The 14,165-nt window shown below is 65.8% G+C and carries 12 protein-coding genes; 4 read left to right on the top strand and 8 right to left on the bottom strand.

What is annotated here, in order from left to right:
• Nucleotides 1–19: 19 nt before the first annotated feature.
• The 4 genes from L5014_RS05965 to L5014_RS05950 all read right to left on the bottom strand — a co-directional run bounded on the left by L5014_RS05965 (nucleotide 20) and on the right by L5014_RS05950 (nucleotide 4,238).
• Nucleotides 20–898 (bottom strand): carbohydrate ABC transporter permease, encoded by an 879-nt coding sequence (locus tag L5014_RS05965; protein ID WP_238462657.1) that lies wholly within the window; start codon nucleotides 896–898, stop codon nucleotides 20–22.
• A complete protein-coding gene (locus L5014_RS05960; RefSeq protein WP_238462656.1) occupies nucleotides 895–1,839 on the bottom strand; it encodes a carbohydrate ABC transporter permease in 945 nt (314 codons plus the stop codon). Before L5014_RS05960 ends, L5014_RS05965 begins: the two co-directional genes overlap by 4 nt.
• A gap of 173 nt (nucleotides 1,840–2,012) precedes the next feature.
• Nucleotides 2,013–3,347: an ABC transporter substrate-binding protein gene (locus L5014_RS05955; RefSeq protein WP_238462655.1), complete on the bottom strand. Its 1,335-nt coding sequence runs from the start codon at nucleotides 3,345–3,347 to the stop codon at nucleotides 2,013–2,015.
• A gap of 87 nt (nucleotides 3,348–3,434) precedes the next feature.
• A complete protein-coding gene (locus L5014_RS05950) occupies nucleotides 3,435–4,238 on the bottom strand; it encodes an L-iditol 2-dehydrogenase (protein WP_238462654.1) in 804 nt (267 codons plus the stop codon).
• A 342-nt stretch (nucleotides 4,239–4,580) separates the two neighbouring features.
• On the opposite strand from L5014_RS05950, the gene L5014_RS05945 reads away from it, so the two are divergent.
• The 3 genes from L5014_RS05945 (at nucleotide 4,581) to L5014_RS05935 (ending at nucleotide 7,548) form a co-directional block, all read left to right on the top strand.
• On the top strand, nucleotides 4,581–5,618 hold the full coding sequence (locus L5014_RS05945; RefSeq protein ID WP_238462653.1) for a metal ABC transporter solute-binding protein: 1,038 nt from the start codon (nucleotides 4,581–4,583) through the stop codon (nucleotides 5,616–5,618).
• A gap of 129 nt (nucleotides 5,619–5,747) precedes the next feature.
• Nucleotides 5,748–6,773, top strand: a complete 1,026-nt coding sequence (locus tag L5014_RS05940) for an ABC transporter ATP-binding protein (RefSeq protein ID WP_238462652.1) — start codon at nucleotides 5,748–5,750, stop codon at nucleotides 6,771–6,773.
• Entirely contained in the window at nucleotides 6,766–7,548 is a 783-nt protein-coding gene (locus tag L5014_RS05935; protein ID WP_238462651.1) for a metal ABC transporter permease, read from the top strand. Before L5014_RS05940 ends, L5014_RS05935 begins: the two co-directional genes overlap by 8 nt.
• A gap of 118 nt (nucleotides 7,549–7,666) precedes the next feature.
• Here the strand turns inward: L5014_RS05935 and fghA are convergent, their stop codons facing one another.
• From fghA to L5014_RS05920, 3 genes are all read right to left on the bottom strand, one after another.
• Entirely contained in the window at nucleotides 7,667–8,512 is an 846-nt protein-coding gene (fghA, locus tag L5014_RS05930; RefSeq protein ID WP_238462650.1) for an S-formylglutathione hydrolase, read from the bottom strand.
• Between the two features lie 12 nt (nucleotides 8,513–8,524).
• Nucleotides 8,525–8,665: a hypothetical protein gene (locus tag L5014_RS05925; RefSeq protein WP_420800023.1), complete on the bottom strand. Its 141-nt coding sequence runs from the start codon at nucleotides 8,663–8,665 to the stop codon at nucleotides 8,525–8,527.
• Nucleotides 8,666–8,763: 98 nt separating this feature from the next.
• The gene (locus L5014_RS05920; protein ID WP_238462649.1) at nucleotides 8,764–10,350 is read right to left on the bottom strand and encodes a xylulokinase; all 1,587 of its coding nucleotides are present in this window, start codon (nucleotides 10,348–10,350) and stop codon (nucleotides 8,764–8,766) included.
• Between the two features lie 615 nt (nucleotides 10,351–10,965).
• Between L5014_RS05920 and L5014_RS05915 the strand changes: the two genes are divergently transcribed.
• A complete protein-coding gene (locus tag L5014_RS05915) occupies nucleotides 10,966–12,408 on the top strand; it encodes a nucleobase:cation symporter-2 family protein (protein ID WP_238462648.1) in 1,443 nt (480 codons plus the stop codon).
• A 203-nt stretch (nucleotides 12,409–12,611) separates the two neighbouring features.
• Here the strand turns inward: L5014_RS05915 and L5014_RS05910 are convergent, their stop codons facing one another.
• Nucleotides 12,612–14,165: an efflux transporter outer membrane subunit gene (locus L5014_RS05910; RefSeq protein ID WP_238462647.1), complete on the bottom strand. Its 1,554-nt coding sequence runs from the start codon at nucleotides 14,163–14,165 to the stop codon at nucleotides 12,612–12,614.

Below are 14,165 nucleotides of genomic sequence, written 5' to 3'. Positions count from 1 at the left end.
GTGCTTCTTGTTTGCGGCGTTACTTGACCGCGCCAAACGTGAGACCGCGCACGAGCTGCTTCTGCGAGAGCCAGCCGACGATCAGCACGGGCGCCACCGCCAGCAGCGAGGCCGCCGAGAGCTTCGCCCAGAACAGCCCCTCGGGACTCGAATACGAAGCGATGAACACGGTGAGCGGCGCCGCGTTGGAGCTCGACAGATTGATGCTCCAGAATGCTTCGTTCCACGAAAGAATGATCAGTAGAAGCGCGGTGGATGCCAGCCCCGGCACCGACATCGGCATGAGCAGATAAACGATCTCCTGCCACGTGGCCGCGCCGTCCATGCGCCCGGCTTCGAGAATGTCCTTGGGAATCTCGTTGAAGTACGTGTAGGCCATCCACACCGCAATCGGCAGATTGATGAGCGTGTAGACGATCACGAGCCCGCTCACGGTGTCGAGCAGCCCGGAGTTCTTCCACAAGAGGTAGATCGGCACGAGCACGCCCACCGAAGGCATCATCTTCGTGGAGAGCATCCACAGGAGAATCCCCTGCGTGCGCCGGTTCGGGAAGAACGCCATCGCGTAGGCCGCGGGCACGGCGAGAATCAGGCAGACGACGGTCACGCCCGCCGAGATCAGCACCGAATTCCAGGCGAACGCGAAGTAGTTGCTGCGCGCGAAGACCTCGCGGAAGCTGTCGAGCGTCGGGATGAAGAACAGCGACGGGACATACGCCTGCTGCTCGGTCTTGAATGCCGTGATCGTCATCCAGAAGATCGGGAAGAACAGCGCGAGCGCGATGATCCATGCAAGCAGCCCCGGCACGACGCGCCCGATGAACTGGAGCGGCGAGGAGCGGTTGACGGCGTGCGGAGACTCGGGTGCGCGAACGGGCGAAGCGGTAACCTGGCTCATTTTTCATACTCCCCTTTGAGGTTGCGCGCGAGCATGCGCACGAGGAAGAACGACACGATGTTCGCGAGCACGACGGCCAGAATGCCGCCCGCCGACGCGATGCCCACGTCGAACTGCTGCAGGCCCATCGAGTAGATCAGGTAAGTGAGGTTGGTGGTCGCGTTGCCGGGACCGCCGCTCGTGGTCGTATAGATCTCCGCGAAAATCGACAGCAGGAAAATGCTCTCCATCATCACCACCACGGCAATCGCGCGGCGCAGGTGCGGCAGCGTGATGTAGAAGAACATGGCGATCGCGCCAGCGCCGTCGATCTTCGCCGCTTCCTTCTGCTCCTGGTCGAGCGACTGGATCGCCGTGAAGAGAATCAGGAAAGCGAACGGCAGCCACTGCCACGCCACGATCATGATGACCGCGGTGAGCGGATAGTTGGCGAACCAGTCGATGGGCGTCATGCCCATCGCGCGCATCGCGATGGCCACGAGGCCGTACACCGGATGCAGGATCATGTTCTTCCAGATCAGCGCGGAAACCGTGGGCATCACGAAGAACGGCGCGATGGCGAAGAGGCGCGCCACGCCCTGCCCGACGAACTTGCGGTCGAACAGCACCGCCATCAGCACGCCGCCGACCACGGTGATCACGAGCACCGCCACGATTAGCTCCACCGTGTGGAAGATCGACGGCCAGAACGACGGGTCGGTGACGAGGAACGTGTAGTTGTCGAAGCCCGCGAAGCCCTTGAGATCGGGATTGAGCAGGTTGTAGCGCGTGAACGAATACCAGATCGTCATCGCGAGTGGAATCGTCATCCACAGCAGCAAAACCGCGACAGACGGCGAGACCAGCCAGCGCGACGCCGAACGGCGCGTCTCCACGCGCTGCGGCTTAGGCGCTCGCGCTCGATTATTGAACAGGGGCATGGGAAGATGGAGATGACGCATGAGGACCACCCTTCTCTGTTACGCGGCAGCTCAGGGCACGGCGCCGCATCTGCTTCGCGAGAGGGGCGCCGTGCCGTGCGGCCCGGCGCGCCCTTCGCTTCTACTGCACTGCTACTGCCGGTGCGCTGGAGTGCAGTGACTTGCTGCGCTTACTTCGGCGCTTACTTCTACGCCTATTTCTGGTAACCGGCCTGCTTCACGGCGCGCTCGGCGGTGGCGTTGCCGGCGGCGAGCGCCTGATCGACGCTCATCTGGCCCGCCACGGCACCGGCGATGCTCTGGCCCACGACCGTGCCGAACGACTGGAACTCAGGAATACCGACGAACTGGACACCCGTGTACGGCACCGGCTTGGCAGTCGGGTGCGTCGGGTCGGCGCTCTGGATCGCCTTCAGCACGAAGTCCGAAAACGGCGCGGCCTTCTTGTACTCGGGGTTCTGGTAGGTCGAGACGCGCGTGCCCGACGGCACCGAGGCCCAGCCCTCGTCCTTCGCGACCAGCTCGATGTATTGCTTCGAGGTCGACCACTCGATGAACTTCTTCGCGGCATCCTGCGACTTCGACGACTTCGGAATCGCGAGCGCCCACGACCACAGCCAGTGCGAGCCGTTCGGGGTGGCCTCGGTCGGCGCCGCCGCGAAGCCGATCTTGTCGGCCACCTGCGACTGCTGCTTGTTGTAGAGAATGCCCGCCGCGACCGTAGCATCGATCCACATCGCGCACTTGCCCGACGACATCAGCGTAAGGTTCTCGTTGAAGCCGTTGGAGCTCGCTCCCGGAGGGCCGTCCTTCTTCAGCAGATCGACATAGAACGTGACCGCCTTCTTCCACTCGGGCGAAGTCAGCTGGGCGTGCCACTTCTCGTCGAACCAGCGGCCGCCAAAGGTGTTCACGACCGTCGTCACATAGGCCATGTTCTCGCCCCAGCCGGCCTTGCCGCGCAGGCAAATGCCGTAGGTGCCCTTGGACGGGTCGTTGAGCTTGTCGGCGAACGTCTTGATCTGGTCGTAAGTCGGCTGCTCGGGCATCGTCAGGCCCTTCGCCGCGAACAGATCCTTGCGGTAGTACGTCATCGAGCTTTCGACGTAGAACGGCAGCGCGTACAGCGTGCCGTTGTATGAAAGACCATCGCGCGCCGTTTTCACCACATCGTTCAGGTCGTAGTCGGCGGGCAGGTTCGTCATCGGCGCGAGCCAGCCGCGCTTGCCCCATTGCGGCGCCTCATAGGTGCCGATCATCATCACGTCGAACTGGCCGCTGTTGGTCGTGATATCCGTCGTGGCGCGCTGGCGCAGCACGTTCTCCTCGAGAATCACCCAGTTCAGCTTGATGCCCGGATTGGCCTTTTCGAAAGCCGGCGAAATCTTCTTCAGCTCGAGCATGTCCGGGTTGTTCAACATCGCGATCGTGACGGTCTGCGCGTGCACCGCACCCGCCGCGGCAACGAGGGCGAGCGCGCTCGTCGCGCGGCCCAGGCGCCAGGCGACGCTCCGCATGGCTGGTTTCATGGCGTTGTCTCCTTTCCTTGTTTGCTGCGTTATGTCCTGCTGCTGGGTTAAAGTCGCCGGAACGCGCCAGAACGCGCCGGAAGGCTTTCAGCTCATCCAGTTTCCGCCGTCGACGTTGAGGGTCTGCGCGGTGATGTAATCGGCGTCGGCGGAGGCGAGAAAAAGCGCCGCGCCGGTGAGATCCTCGGGCAAGCCCATGCGGCCGAGCGGCACTTCCTCCCCCACGAGCCGCTTCTTCTCGCCCAGGGGCCGGTGCTCGTAGCGCGCGAAGAGCGCGTCCACCTGGTCCCACATCGGCGTGTCGACCACGCCCGGCGCAATGCCGTTCACGTTGATCTTGTGTGGCGCGAGCGCGAGTGCCGCCGACTGCGTGTAGCTCAGCACCGCCGCCTTGCTTGCACAGTAGTGCGAAACGAGCGCCTCGCCGCGCCGGCCCGCCTGCGACGACATGTTGATGATCTTGCCGCCCTGCCCCTGCTCGACCATGCGGCGCGCGACCGCCTGCATCAGAAAGAACAGACCCTTCACGTTCACGGCGAAGAGTCGATCGTAGATGTCCCAGGATTCGTCGAGCAGCGGGCGCATGTCGAAGAGCGCCGCATTATTGAAAAGAATGTCGATGCGGCCGAAGCGCTCGACCGTACTCGCGACGATGCGCTCGATGTCTTCGCGGCGCGTGACATCCGCGGTGAGAGCGAGCACATGTTCGGGAAACTCAGCGGCCAGCGCCGGGGCGATGGCGTCGGCCGGCTTCACGTCGACCAGCACGCAACGCGCGCCTTCGTCCAGATAGCGCCTTGCGACCGCCTCGCCGATACCGCTCGCCGCGCCGGTGAGCACGGCCACTTTGTCCTGCAAACGTCCTGCCGCCGGGTGCGCGGAATGTGCCACAGGGTTGTCTCCATTTGCGTTCTTCGAGCCGCCGATGCTCTGTCACTGGCAGCCACATGAACTATCGCTCGATGAATGAGCATTTGCTCTGTTGGTGATCGAATGATCGGTCACGGACGCTTGCATGTCAAGGCGAACAAACGCGATTGGACGAGATTTCGATGGTGCGGCGCACATGGACGACCCGCCCGACGATATAGGTGGATGAGCTGGCTCGCCAACCGAGGTGATACGTTATATCATCGCGCCTTGACGGAATTTTGCACCTCCAGGCGCCTCGCGACTCCGCTCGCATGCGATTCAAGCTACGCTCCCACGCCCGCCTCGTTCAAGGATAGAACCATGCCCGCCATTACCCGTGCAGCCCGCATGACTGAGCGTCTGCCCGGCCGGCTTGCTCAAGCCGCCGCTGCACTCAAGCGCGCCGCCATGCCAGCCGTGGCGACATGGCTCTCGCGCGGCGCAATTTTCGGTGCGCTTGTCGGTACGCTTATCGGTGCACTACTCGGCCCGAGCGAAGCCGCCCATGCGGCGGACGCGCCGAACGCCGCCCTGCCCGTCGTCGCGGCGGAAAACTTCTATGGCGACGTGGTCAAGCAGATCGGCGGCGCCTACGTGAACGTGACGAGCATCCTGAGCAACCCCGACCAGGACCCGCATCTCTTCGAAGCGAGCCCGAAGACGGCGCGCGCGCTGCAGCATGCCCGCCTCGTGGTCTACAACGGCGCCGACTACGACCCGTGGATGACCAAACTGCTCGCCGCGACCGGCAATAGCAGTGGTGATGGCAGCGGGGGCAGCGGGAGCCGCCAGCGCGCGATCGTCGTGGCGGCGAATCTGGTCGGCAAGAAGCCCGGCGACAATCCGCATCTCTGGTACGACCCGCGGACCATGCCCGCCGTCGCGCGCGCCGTGAGCGCCGCCCTCGGCACGGCCGATCCGGCGCACAAGAGCGTGTACGATGCCAACCTGGCGACTTTTCTCGGCTCGCTCAAGCCGCTCGACGACAAAGTCGCGGCGCTGCGCGCGCAGTACAAGGGCCAGCCCGTGACGGCGACCGAGCCGGTGTTCGGCTACATGTCGGATGCGATTGGGCTCGACATGCGCAACCTGCGCTTCCAGATGGCGGCGATGAACGACACCGAGGCCAGCGCATCGGATATTGCCGGCTTCGAGCGCGACCTGCGCGAGCGCCGGGTGCGCGTGCTGATCTACAACAGCCAGGCGACGGAAGCGCTCACGCGGCGCATGCTGGGCATCGCGCAGCAATCGAAGGTGCCGGCGCTGAGCGTGACCGAGACGCAGCCCGCCGGCGTGAGCTTCCAGCAATGGATGCTCGGTCAGCTCGATGCGTTGGCGAAGGCCCTCGCACAAAAATAAAACCGTCGCCGCACAGGGGGGCACGGCAACGCCGCAGAATGACAGTGCAGCGCCCCGGCAATCCCCCAGCAGGCCGCAGCAAGCCACAGCGGGTCCCAACAACGCAGTCCACAGCAGGGAACAGAAGCGATGACCGAGGCCGCGCCCTCCCCCCAAGCACAGGCCGCCCACGCTGCACAGGCAGCGCCGGCAGCACACGCCGCCGGGCATCATGCACACCACGAGCAGCACGGACACCGCCCGGCGCAGCCGGTGCTCACGCTCGCGGGCGTGACGCTCACGCTCGGCGAGCGCACGATTCTGCGCGACGCCAACTTCGCGGTGAACCAGGGTGAATTCATCGGCGTGCTGGGACCGAACGGCGCTGGCAAGACCACGCTGATGCGTGCGATTCTCGGCCTCGTGCCCGCTTCGCACGGCGCGATTCGCGTGCTAGGCGAACCCGTGGCGCGCGGCAACGCGAAGATCGGCTACATGCCGCAGACGCGCACGGCGCTCGCCAGCCGCCGCGTGCGCGGGCGCGACTTCGTGGCGATGGCCGCCGACGGCCACCGTTGGGGCCTGCCGCACTCCGACGCCGCCACCCGCGCCGACGTCTCGCGCGTGCTCGATCTCGTGGGCGCCTCGAAGCTCGCCGACCGCCCGCTCTCCGAGATTTCCGGCGGCGAGCGCCAGCGTCTGCTGCTCGCGCAATGCCTGCTCGGCGACCCGAAGCTGCTGCTGCTCGACGAGCCGCTTATCAGCCTCGACCCGAATCACCAGCGCGGCGTGGTCGAACTCGTGCGCCGCGTGCAGCGCGAGCTCGGCATCGCCGTGCTGTTCTCGGCCCACGAACTCAATCCGCTCCTGAACTCGCTCGATCGCGTGCTCTATCTCGGCAACGGCGTGGCGGCGCTCGGCAGCGTGGACGAAGTGATCACCGCGCCCGTGCTCTCGCGGCTCTACGGCTCGCCCATCGAAGTGATGCGCATGAAAGGCCGCATCTTCGTGATGTCGGGCGACGTCGAGGTCGAGAAGCACGACCACGAGCATGAGCACGACCACGCGCACGACCATGGCCACAGCCACGCGCACGGCCACAGTCACGGCAGTCACGACAGTCACGCTCAGGACAACAACGACAACAACGCCCACGGCCATACACACGATGCTTGAATACGACTTCATGGTGAACGCCTTCGCGGCGTCAGGCATCGTCGCGGTGCTCGCGGGCATCGTCGGCTACTTCCTGGTGATGCGCGGGCAGACCTTCGCCGGCCATGCGCTCTCGCACGTCGGCTTCACGGGCGCCACGGGCGCCGTGCTGCTCGGTATCTCGCCGATCTGGGGCATGGTGGGCTTCACGCTCGCCGCGGGCGTGTCGATGGGCGCGCTCGGCGAGAAGCTCGCGGGCCGCGACGTAGCGATCGGCGTGATCCTCTCGCTCGCGCTCGGCTTCGGCCTGCTGTTCCTGCACTTCTTCACGTCGTTCGCGACCCAGGTCACGGCGCTGCTGTTCGGCAACGTGCTCGGCGTGGGCCGCGACACGCTCGGCGTGCTTGCGACGCTGGCCGTGGCGAGTCTGGTCGCGCTCGCGGCCATCATGCGGCCGTTGCTGTTCGCCTCGTTGCAGCCGGAACTGGCCGAGGCCAAAGGTGTCTCGCTGCGACTCGTCTCGGTGCTGTTCCTTGCCATCGCCGCGCTCGCCGTGGCCGCGTGCACGCAGATCGTGGGCGTGCTGCTCGTCTTCACGCTGATGGTGGGGCCCGCCGCCGCCGCACAGAATCTCACCACGCGCTTGTCCGCCGGCCTTGCGCTCGCCGCGCTGTTCGCGCTCGCGCAAGCGTGGATCGGCGTGACGCTCGCCTACTACACCGACTGGCCGACGAGCTTCTGGATCACCGCGCTCGCCGCGCTCGTCTATGGCGCGAGCCTGATCGGCCGGCGCTGAGCGCCGCCAGGCACCGCTGAACATATTCGGCGCGCGCATGCGAAAACGGCGTTGCTCCTCGCGGGGCAACGCCGTTTCGCTTTCCGGGTAACAGAGTCGTCGACGAACGCCGCGCGCGTTACTTCAAAAGCACCCGCGCATGATGCGCGAGATGGTCTTCGATAAAGCTCTGGATGAAGAAGTAGCCGTGATCGTAGCCCTCGTGACGGCGCAGCGTGAGCGGCTGCCCCGCCGCCTTGCACGCGGCTTCGAACACGTCCGGATTCAACTGGTTCGGCAGGAACGCATCGGCCAGGCCCTGATCGACGAGGATGCCGGCTTCGAACTTGTGTGCAGCCTTGCCCACCAGCTCGCTCGCGTCGTACTGCTTCCACGCCTCGCGGTCGTCGCCCAGATAGCCACTGAACGCCTTCTCGCCCCACGGGCAGCGCGTGGGCGCCGCGATCGGCGCGAACGCCGACACCGAGCGGTAGATATCGGGGTTGCGCAGCGCGAGCATCAAGGCGCCGTGCCCGCCCATCGAATGGCCGAAGACGCCGAGCCGCGCACCGTCCACGGGCAGGTTCGCCGTCACGGCCTCGCGCAGCTCGTCGCGGACATACGAGTACATGCGCCAATGCTTCGACCACGGCTCGCGCGTGGCATCGATATAGAAGCCCGCGCCCACGCCGAAGTCCCAGGCTTCGGCTTCGCCGGGCACGTTCGCGCCGCGCGGGCTCGTATCGGGCGCAATCAGCGCGATGCCGTGCTGCGCGGCGAAGCGCTGCGCGCCTGCCTTGATCGGGAAGGTCTCCTCCGTGCAGGTCAGACCCGCCAGATAGAACAGGCCCGGCACCTTGCGCTCGCGCGCCTGCGGCGGCAGATACACCGAAAAGCGCATCGGCAAACCAATCGTTTTCGAGTCGTGTTTGTAGATACGCTGCACGCCGCCATGACACGCGTGCTCTTCAATCTGGTCCAGCATCTCTAGCCCTCGCTATGGGTAAAGGACAAGCGGGCAAATCGATTCGCCCTTCTTCGTCAGGTCAAAGCCCGCATTGATCGCATCGAGCGCCTCGATCCGATCGAGGCGCAACATCTGCGCGAGCGGATCGTCGATGTCGATCTTACCTTCCATGCGAGCGCAACCTGGAGGTTCATTTCAATGCGCGGCAGGGAAACCATTCAGACGCGTTGAAACATCGAACCGTGACGTCGTGCGGCTCGCTACGACGCCTATGCGAACCACGTCCGCACGCGGCCATACAGATCGATGAAGCGCGCGTAGCGTTGCGCCAGCGCGGCGTCGGCGCGCGGCTGCGCCACGCATGTCGCGGCGGGCGCGAACGCCGCGAGTTCGTCCATGCGCCAATGCCCGCAGGCAACGCCGCCCAGCAGCGCCGCACCGCGCGCTGCCGCATTCGGGCAGTCGATGGCGTCGAGCTGCGCGCCCAGCACGTCGGCGAGCAATTGCCGCCAGCGCGCGTCGACGGAGCCGCCGCCCGCGAGCTTGAGCACCGCGATGCGCGCATGCGGCGTGCCGCCTCCATCGATATCGACTGTGCCTGCCGCATCAGCCCCATCAGCCGCATCAGCCACATGTGCACCCGGCGCACCGCGCAAGGCGTCGAGCCCCGCACGCAACGCGAACGCCACGCCCTCGAACGCGGCGCGCATCAGCACGCCGCGCGTGTCGCCGAGACCCGCGCCGAGCCAGCCGCCGCGCGCCGCGGGGTCGAGCCACGGCGAGCGCTCGCCGCTCAGGTACGGCAAGAACGTGAGCGTCTGCGAAGGCGGCGCGGCGAAGGCCTCTTCGTAGGCCTCGTTCCAGTCGCAGGACAGCCAGCCACGCGCCGCTTCGAGCGCCACGCCCACGTTCTGCATCGCGGCCATCGCGTACCAGCCGCCGCTCGCCGAGCGGTAGCGATGCAGGCCGCGCCGCGCAGGCGGCTCCGCGCTCGACGTGACGACGATCTGCCCGCCCGTGCCCGTGGTCAGCAAGGCGTCGCCATCGTCGCGCAGACCGCTGCCGAGCACCGCGCACGGCGTGTCGCCGGCGCCCGTCGCGAGCACGATGCCGGCGGGCAGGCCGAGCGCGCGCGCGGCCTCCGGGCAAAGTGTGCCGCTCGCCGCCGACGATGGCGCGAGCGGCGCAAACCAGCGCACCGGCAAGCCGAACCGCTCGATCAGCGCGACGTCCCACGCGCCATCGGGCGCGGCGAGCGCGGTCGCGCAAGCATCGGACGGATCGGCCACGAAGGCTTCGCTCCGCGCATGCGCACCGCCCGCGAGACGCACCCGCAGCCAGTCCTTCGGCTGCAGCGCCCAGCGCGTGGCATCGGCCGTGGCACGCTCGTGCCGCATCAGCCAGTACAGCAGTGGTCCCGCCATGCCGGGCGCAACGGGATTCGGCTGCGGATGCGCTTCGTTATCTGACCAGGCGCCGAGCCCGGCGTCGGACCGGAGGCCGAGCCCGGCACCGGGCCAGGCATCGAGCAACGCACGCGCCCGCGTGTCGGGCCATAGCATGGCGGGACGCAGCGCCTGGCCCGCCGCGTCGGTTGGCACGACGCCATGCATCTGGCCTGAGAAGCCAATCGCGCGCACCAATGCGCGCTCGCTCGCGGGCAGGCGCTCGCAGGCCAGCACGAGCGCGTCCCACCAGCGTTCGACGTCGATCTCGGCCCAGCCCGGCTGCGGCGTCTCAAGGTTATACGCAACGCTCGCGGCGGCCCGCTCGGCGAGCGTCTCATCGACGATGACGACTTTGAGCGAACCGGTGCCCAGGTCGATACCGAGAAAGCGCGTCTGTGATGCGTTCATGCGAAGTGGCTTGGGGGGAAAATAGTTGAGGTCGGCGCGAAATCAGTGCCGGGCGATGCCGGAAAACGGTGTTGCGCACGACGCTGGAGCGAGCAAAACGAAGGTTCCGCGGAGGGTTTCGCAGATGCTCAAAAATGATGCAAATCGCACGCACTCACGGGTTAACCCGGAGGCCTTTTTCAACATGCAAAATGCCTCACATGCGGAAAGCGAAATATAGATCATAACGATCCGGCCATGTGTGTCGGGGTCCGACCGGTGCCTGGATCGTCGCGACATGGCCCTTAAGATGCGCCCGAGCTAGCGTCGCATTCACCACCCGCCATACTACGCAATACCGGTTAACGCGCGGTTAGCGCCTGAAATCACCTCAAAACCGGGCTCAACGCTGCATCTGGACGTTGGACGCGCACCCATACGATGCGCCGCAGCATCGCCGCGCGGGTGTGCACAGCGTTGCGCACCCCCTGATCCTACCCCGATATAAGGAGCCGCGCACCCCGCGCGCATATCGCCCCCGGAAAGCACGGAATAGTCTCCAGTGGTCTTGCTGCTTCTTTTCGTCGCGAATACCTTTGAGCCCATATTCTGAAACGAAAGACGGAGAGAGACGACATGCATCCCAAGGCTAGTCAAAGCCAGGCTCGCAGCCAGGTCCACCCGGTTGACGAGCGCCTGCCGTTCGGCCAGCTTCTCACGCTCGGTATCCAGCACGTTCTCGTGATGTACGCGGGTGCGGTTGCCGTGCCGCTCATCGTCGGCGGCGCCGTCGGACTGCCAAAAGACCAGGTGGCGTTCCTCATCAGCGCCGACCTGTTCGCCTGTGGTATCGCCACGCTGATCCAGACGCTCGGCCTGTGGATCTTCGGTATCCGCCTGCCTGTCATCATGGGCTGCACGTTCGCCTCGGTCGGCCCGATGATCGCCATCGGCACGAATCCCTCACTGGGCATTCTCGACATCTTCGGCTCGACCATCGCGGCCGGCGCGATTGGCATTGTGATCTCACCCATGATCGGCAAGTTGCTGCGATTCTTCCCGCCTGTCGTGGTGGGCACGGTGATCGCGGTGATCGGCCTTTCGCTGATGGAAGTGGGCATCAACTGGGCAGCAGGCGGCGTGGGCAACCCGAACTACGGCGCCCCGGTCTACCTCGGCCTGTCGCTCGTCGTGCTGATGCTGATTCTCCTGATCAACAAGTTCGGCCGCGGCTTCATCGCCAACATCTCGGTGCTGCTCGGCATCGTGGCGGGTTTCGCGATCGCGATGGCACTGGGCCTCGTGAACCTCGACGGCGTCTCGCACGCACAGTGGATGGGCTTCGTGATGCCGTTCCACTTCGGCCTGCCGCAATTCCACATCCTGCCGATCGCGACGATGGTGATCGTGATGTTCGTGACCTTCATCGAGTCGACGGGCATGTTCCTCGCCGTAGGCGACATGGTGGATCGTCCGGTCGATCAGGCAACGCTCGTTCGCGGCCTGCGTGTCGACGGTCTGGGCACGATGATCGGCGGCATCTTCAACTCGTTCCCGCACACCTCGTTCTCGCAGAACGTCGGCCTCATCGGCGTGACGGGCGTGAAGAGCCGCTTTGTCTGCGCAACCGGTGGCGTGATTCTGGTGGCGCTCGGTCTGTTCCCGAAGATGGCGCAGGTCGTTGCCTCGGTGCCCCCCTTCGTGCTGGGCGGCGCGGGCCTCGTGATGTTCGGCATGGTGGCCGCAAACGGCATCAAGGTGCTCTCGAAGGTCGACTTCGTGAAGAACCACCACAACCTGTTCATCGTGGCCGTGAGCGTGGGCTTTGGCCTCGTGCCGGTGGTCTCGCCGAAGTTCTTCTCGCAACTGCCGCCGGCGCTCTCGCCGCTGCTCCATAGCGGCATCTTGCTCGCTTCGGTTTCGGCAGTGGTCCTGAACCTGATTTTCAACGGCGCAAAGAGCGAGGCAGCCGCGGAACACGACATCCACCAGGTCGGTCACGACTTCGACGGCACCCAGTCGAACGAAGAGCAAGCACCGGAAGCTGGTCAGGGCATGCCGCGCGCGGCGGCACACTGAGTCGACGCGAGAGGCGCCTCGGCCGCGTGACGAATACGCGTGCCGGGGCCTTTTGCTGGTTTGGCGTCACGGGAAACCGTGACGCCTTTTTTGTTTTGGGCGTCAAGTCGAACGGCCAAATCGAATCGCCATAAAAAAACGCCACGGTCTCCCGTGGCGTTTTTCACTCGTGCTGCGTAAAACGCAATCTGCGTTCGGGTCGATCAGCCTGCAGTTGCCGCCTTTGCCGCCGGCGCAGAAGCTGCCGCCGGCGCGCTGGCCGCGCCGTAGTCGACCGGTGCATCGGCCGGCCGCGGCGTCTCGCCCGCGTGCTCGATCCAGCCACCACCCAGCGCACGATACAGATCGACGAGGTTGGTCAGCCGTGCGAGCCGCGCCGTGACGAGCGACTGCTGTGCCGTGTAAAGGCTGGTCTGCGCGGACAGCACCGGCAGATAGCTGTCCACGCCGTTCTTGTAGCGCAGCTCCGACAGGTCGAGCCCACGCTGGTTCGCGAAGGTGCTGCGCTCGAGCGCCGCGATCTGCTGATCGTAGGTGCCGCGCGCCGCCAGACCATCGGCCACTTCGCGGAACGCCGACTGGATCGACTTCTCGTAGTTGGCGATTTCGATGCGCTTCTGGACGTTCGCGAGATCGAGGTTCGCGATGTTCGCGCCGCCCTCGAAGATCGGCAGCGTGATCTGCGGCACGAAGCTCCATGCCGCCGTGCCCGCCTTGAAGAGCCCGCCCAGCGAGAGGCTTTCGGTGCCGAACGCCGCCGTGAGCGAGATCTTCGGGAAGAACGCCGCACGCGCCGCGCCAATGTTGGCGTTTGCCGCGAGCAGCGTTTCCTCGGCCTGCATGATGTCCGGACGCCGCGTGAGCAGGTCCGAAGGCAGTCCCGCCGGAATGTCGGCGACCAGCGCCTGGCCGTCGAGCGGCAGGCCTTGCGGCAGATCCGCCGGCAACGGCTCGCCAATCAGCAGCACGAGCGCGTTCTCGGCCTGTGCCCTCGCCCGGAGTTGCGCCTGCATGTTGGCCTGCGCGTTCTCGACCACGGTCTGCGCCTGGCGCAAATCGAGCTCGGTGCCGGTGCCCGTATCGAACTGCGCCTTCGCGATGTTGTACGAGTCCTGCGCCGTCTTGAGCGTCTCCTGCGTGACCTTGAGCAGGTCGTCGTCGGCGAGCATCGTCAGGTACTGATCGGCGACCTGCGAAACGAGCGCGATCTCGGCCGCCTTGCGCGCATAGGCCGTCGCGAGGTACTGCGCCAGCGCCTGGTCCTTCAGGCTGCGCACGCGCCCCCAGAAGTCGATTTCCCAGGATGCCTGCACACCCACGTTGTAGACGCTGTACGGATTCTCACGCGCGGTCTGGAACGCCTTGGGCACACGCGAGCGCGATTCCGTGGCGACGCCGTTGATGGCCGGGAACAACTCGGAGCGCGTGATCTGATACTGCGCGCGCGCCGCCTCGACGTTGAGCACCGAAACGCGCAGGTTGCGGTTGTTCTTCAGCGCGATCTCGACCAGTTGCTGCAAACGCGTATCGACGAAGAAGTCGCGCCAGCCGATATCGGTGGCCACGGCGCCATTGGCGCCATGGCCAGGCTGGCCGTTCTCGCCCGCAGCGCCTGGCTGCGTCGCGTAGACGCCGCCCTGCGGGAAGTCCTGCGACACCGGCGCCTCGGGCCGGTGATACCGCGGCGCCATCGTGCAACCCGCGAGAACGGCGGTGGCCACTGTGGCGGCCACTGCAATTACGGATAGTTTATGCAT

It is taken from the genome of Paraburkholderia tagetis, from assembly GCF_022213065.1.
GTDB classification, from domain to species: domain Bacteria; phylum Pseudomonadota; class Gammaproteobacteria; order Burkholderiales; family Burkholderiaceae; genus Paraburkholderia; species Paraburkholderia tagetis.
The sequence above is the reverse complement of the archived record's forward strand: the minus strand, read 5'-3'. Positions and strand labels throughout refer to the sequence as shown.

What these genes read in the sequence shown, in the direction of transcription:
- L5014_RS05940 (WP_238462652.1), top strand. Translation starts at nt 5,748, where the DNA reads ATGACCGAGGCCGCGCCCTCCCCCCAAGCACAGGCCGCCCACGCTGCA.
- L5014_RS05965 (WP_238462657.1), bottom strand. Translation starts at nt 898, where the DNA reads ATGAGCCAGGTTACCGCTTCGCCCGTTCGCGCACCCGAGTCTCCGCAC.
- L5014_RS05910 (WP_238462647.1), bottom strand. Translation starts at nt 14,165, where the DNA reads ATGCATAAACTATCCGTAATTGCAGTGGCCGCCACAGTGGCCACCGCC.
- L5014_RS05915 (WP_238462648.1), top strand. Translation starts at nt 10,966, where the DNA reads ATGCATCCCAAGGCTAGTCAAAGCCAGGCTCGCAGCCAGGTCCACCCG.
- L5014_RS05935 (WP_238462651.1), top strand. Translation starts at nt 6,766, where the DNA reads ATGCTTGAATACGACTTCATGGTGAACGCCTTCGCGGCGTCAGGCATC.
- fghA (WP_238462650.1), bottom strand. Translation starts at nt 8,512, where the DNA reads ATGCTGGACCAGATTGAAGAGCACGCGTGTCATGGCGGCGTGCAGCGT.
- L5014_RS05960 (WP_238462656.1), bottom strand. Translation starts at nt 1,839, where the DNA reads ATGCGTCATCTCCATCTTCCCATGCCCCTGTTCAATAATCGAGCGCGA.
- L5014_RS05920 (WP_238462649.1), bottom strand. Translation starts at nt 10,350, where the DNA reads ATGAACGCATCACAGACGCGCTTTCTCGGTATCGACCTGGGCACCGGT.
- L5014_RS05955 (WP_238462655.1), bottom strand. Translation starts at nt 3,347, where the DNA reads ATGAAACCAGCCATGCGGAGCGTCGCCTGGCGCCTGGGCCGCGCGACG.
- L5014_RS05945 (WP_238462653.1), top strand. Translation starts at nt 4,581, where the DNA reads ATGCCCGCCATTACCCGTGCAGCCCGCATGACTGAGCGTCTGCCCGGC.
- L5014_RS05925 (WP_420800023.1), bottom strand. Translation starts at nt 8,665, where the DNA reads ATGGAAGGTAAGATCGACATCGACGATCCGCTCGCGCAGATGTTGCGC.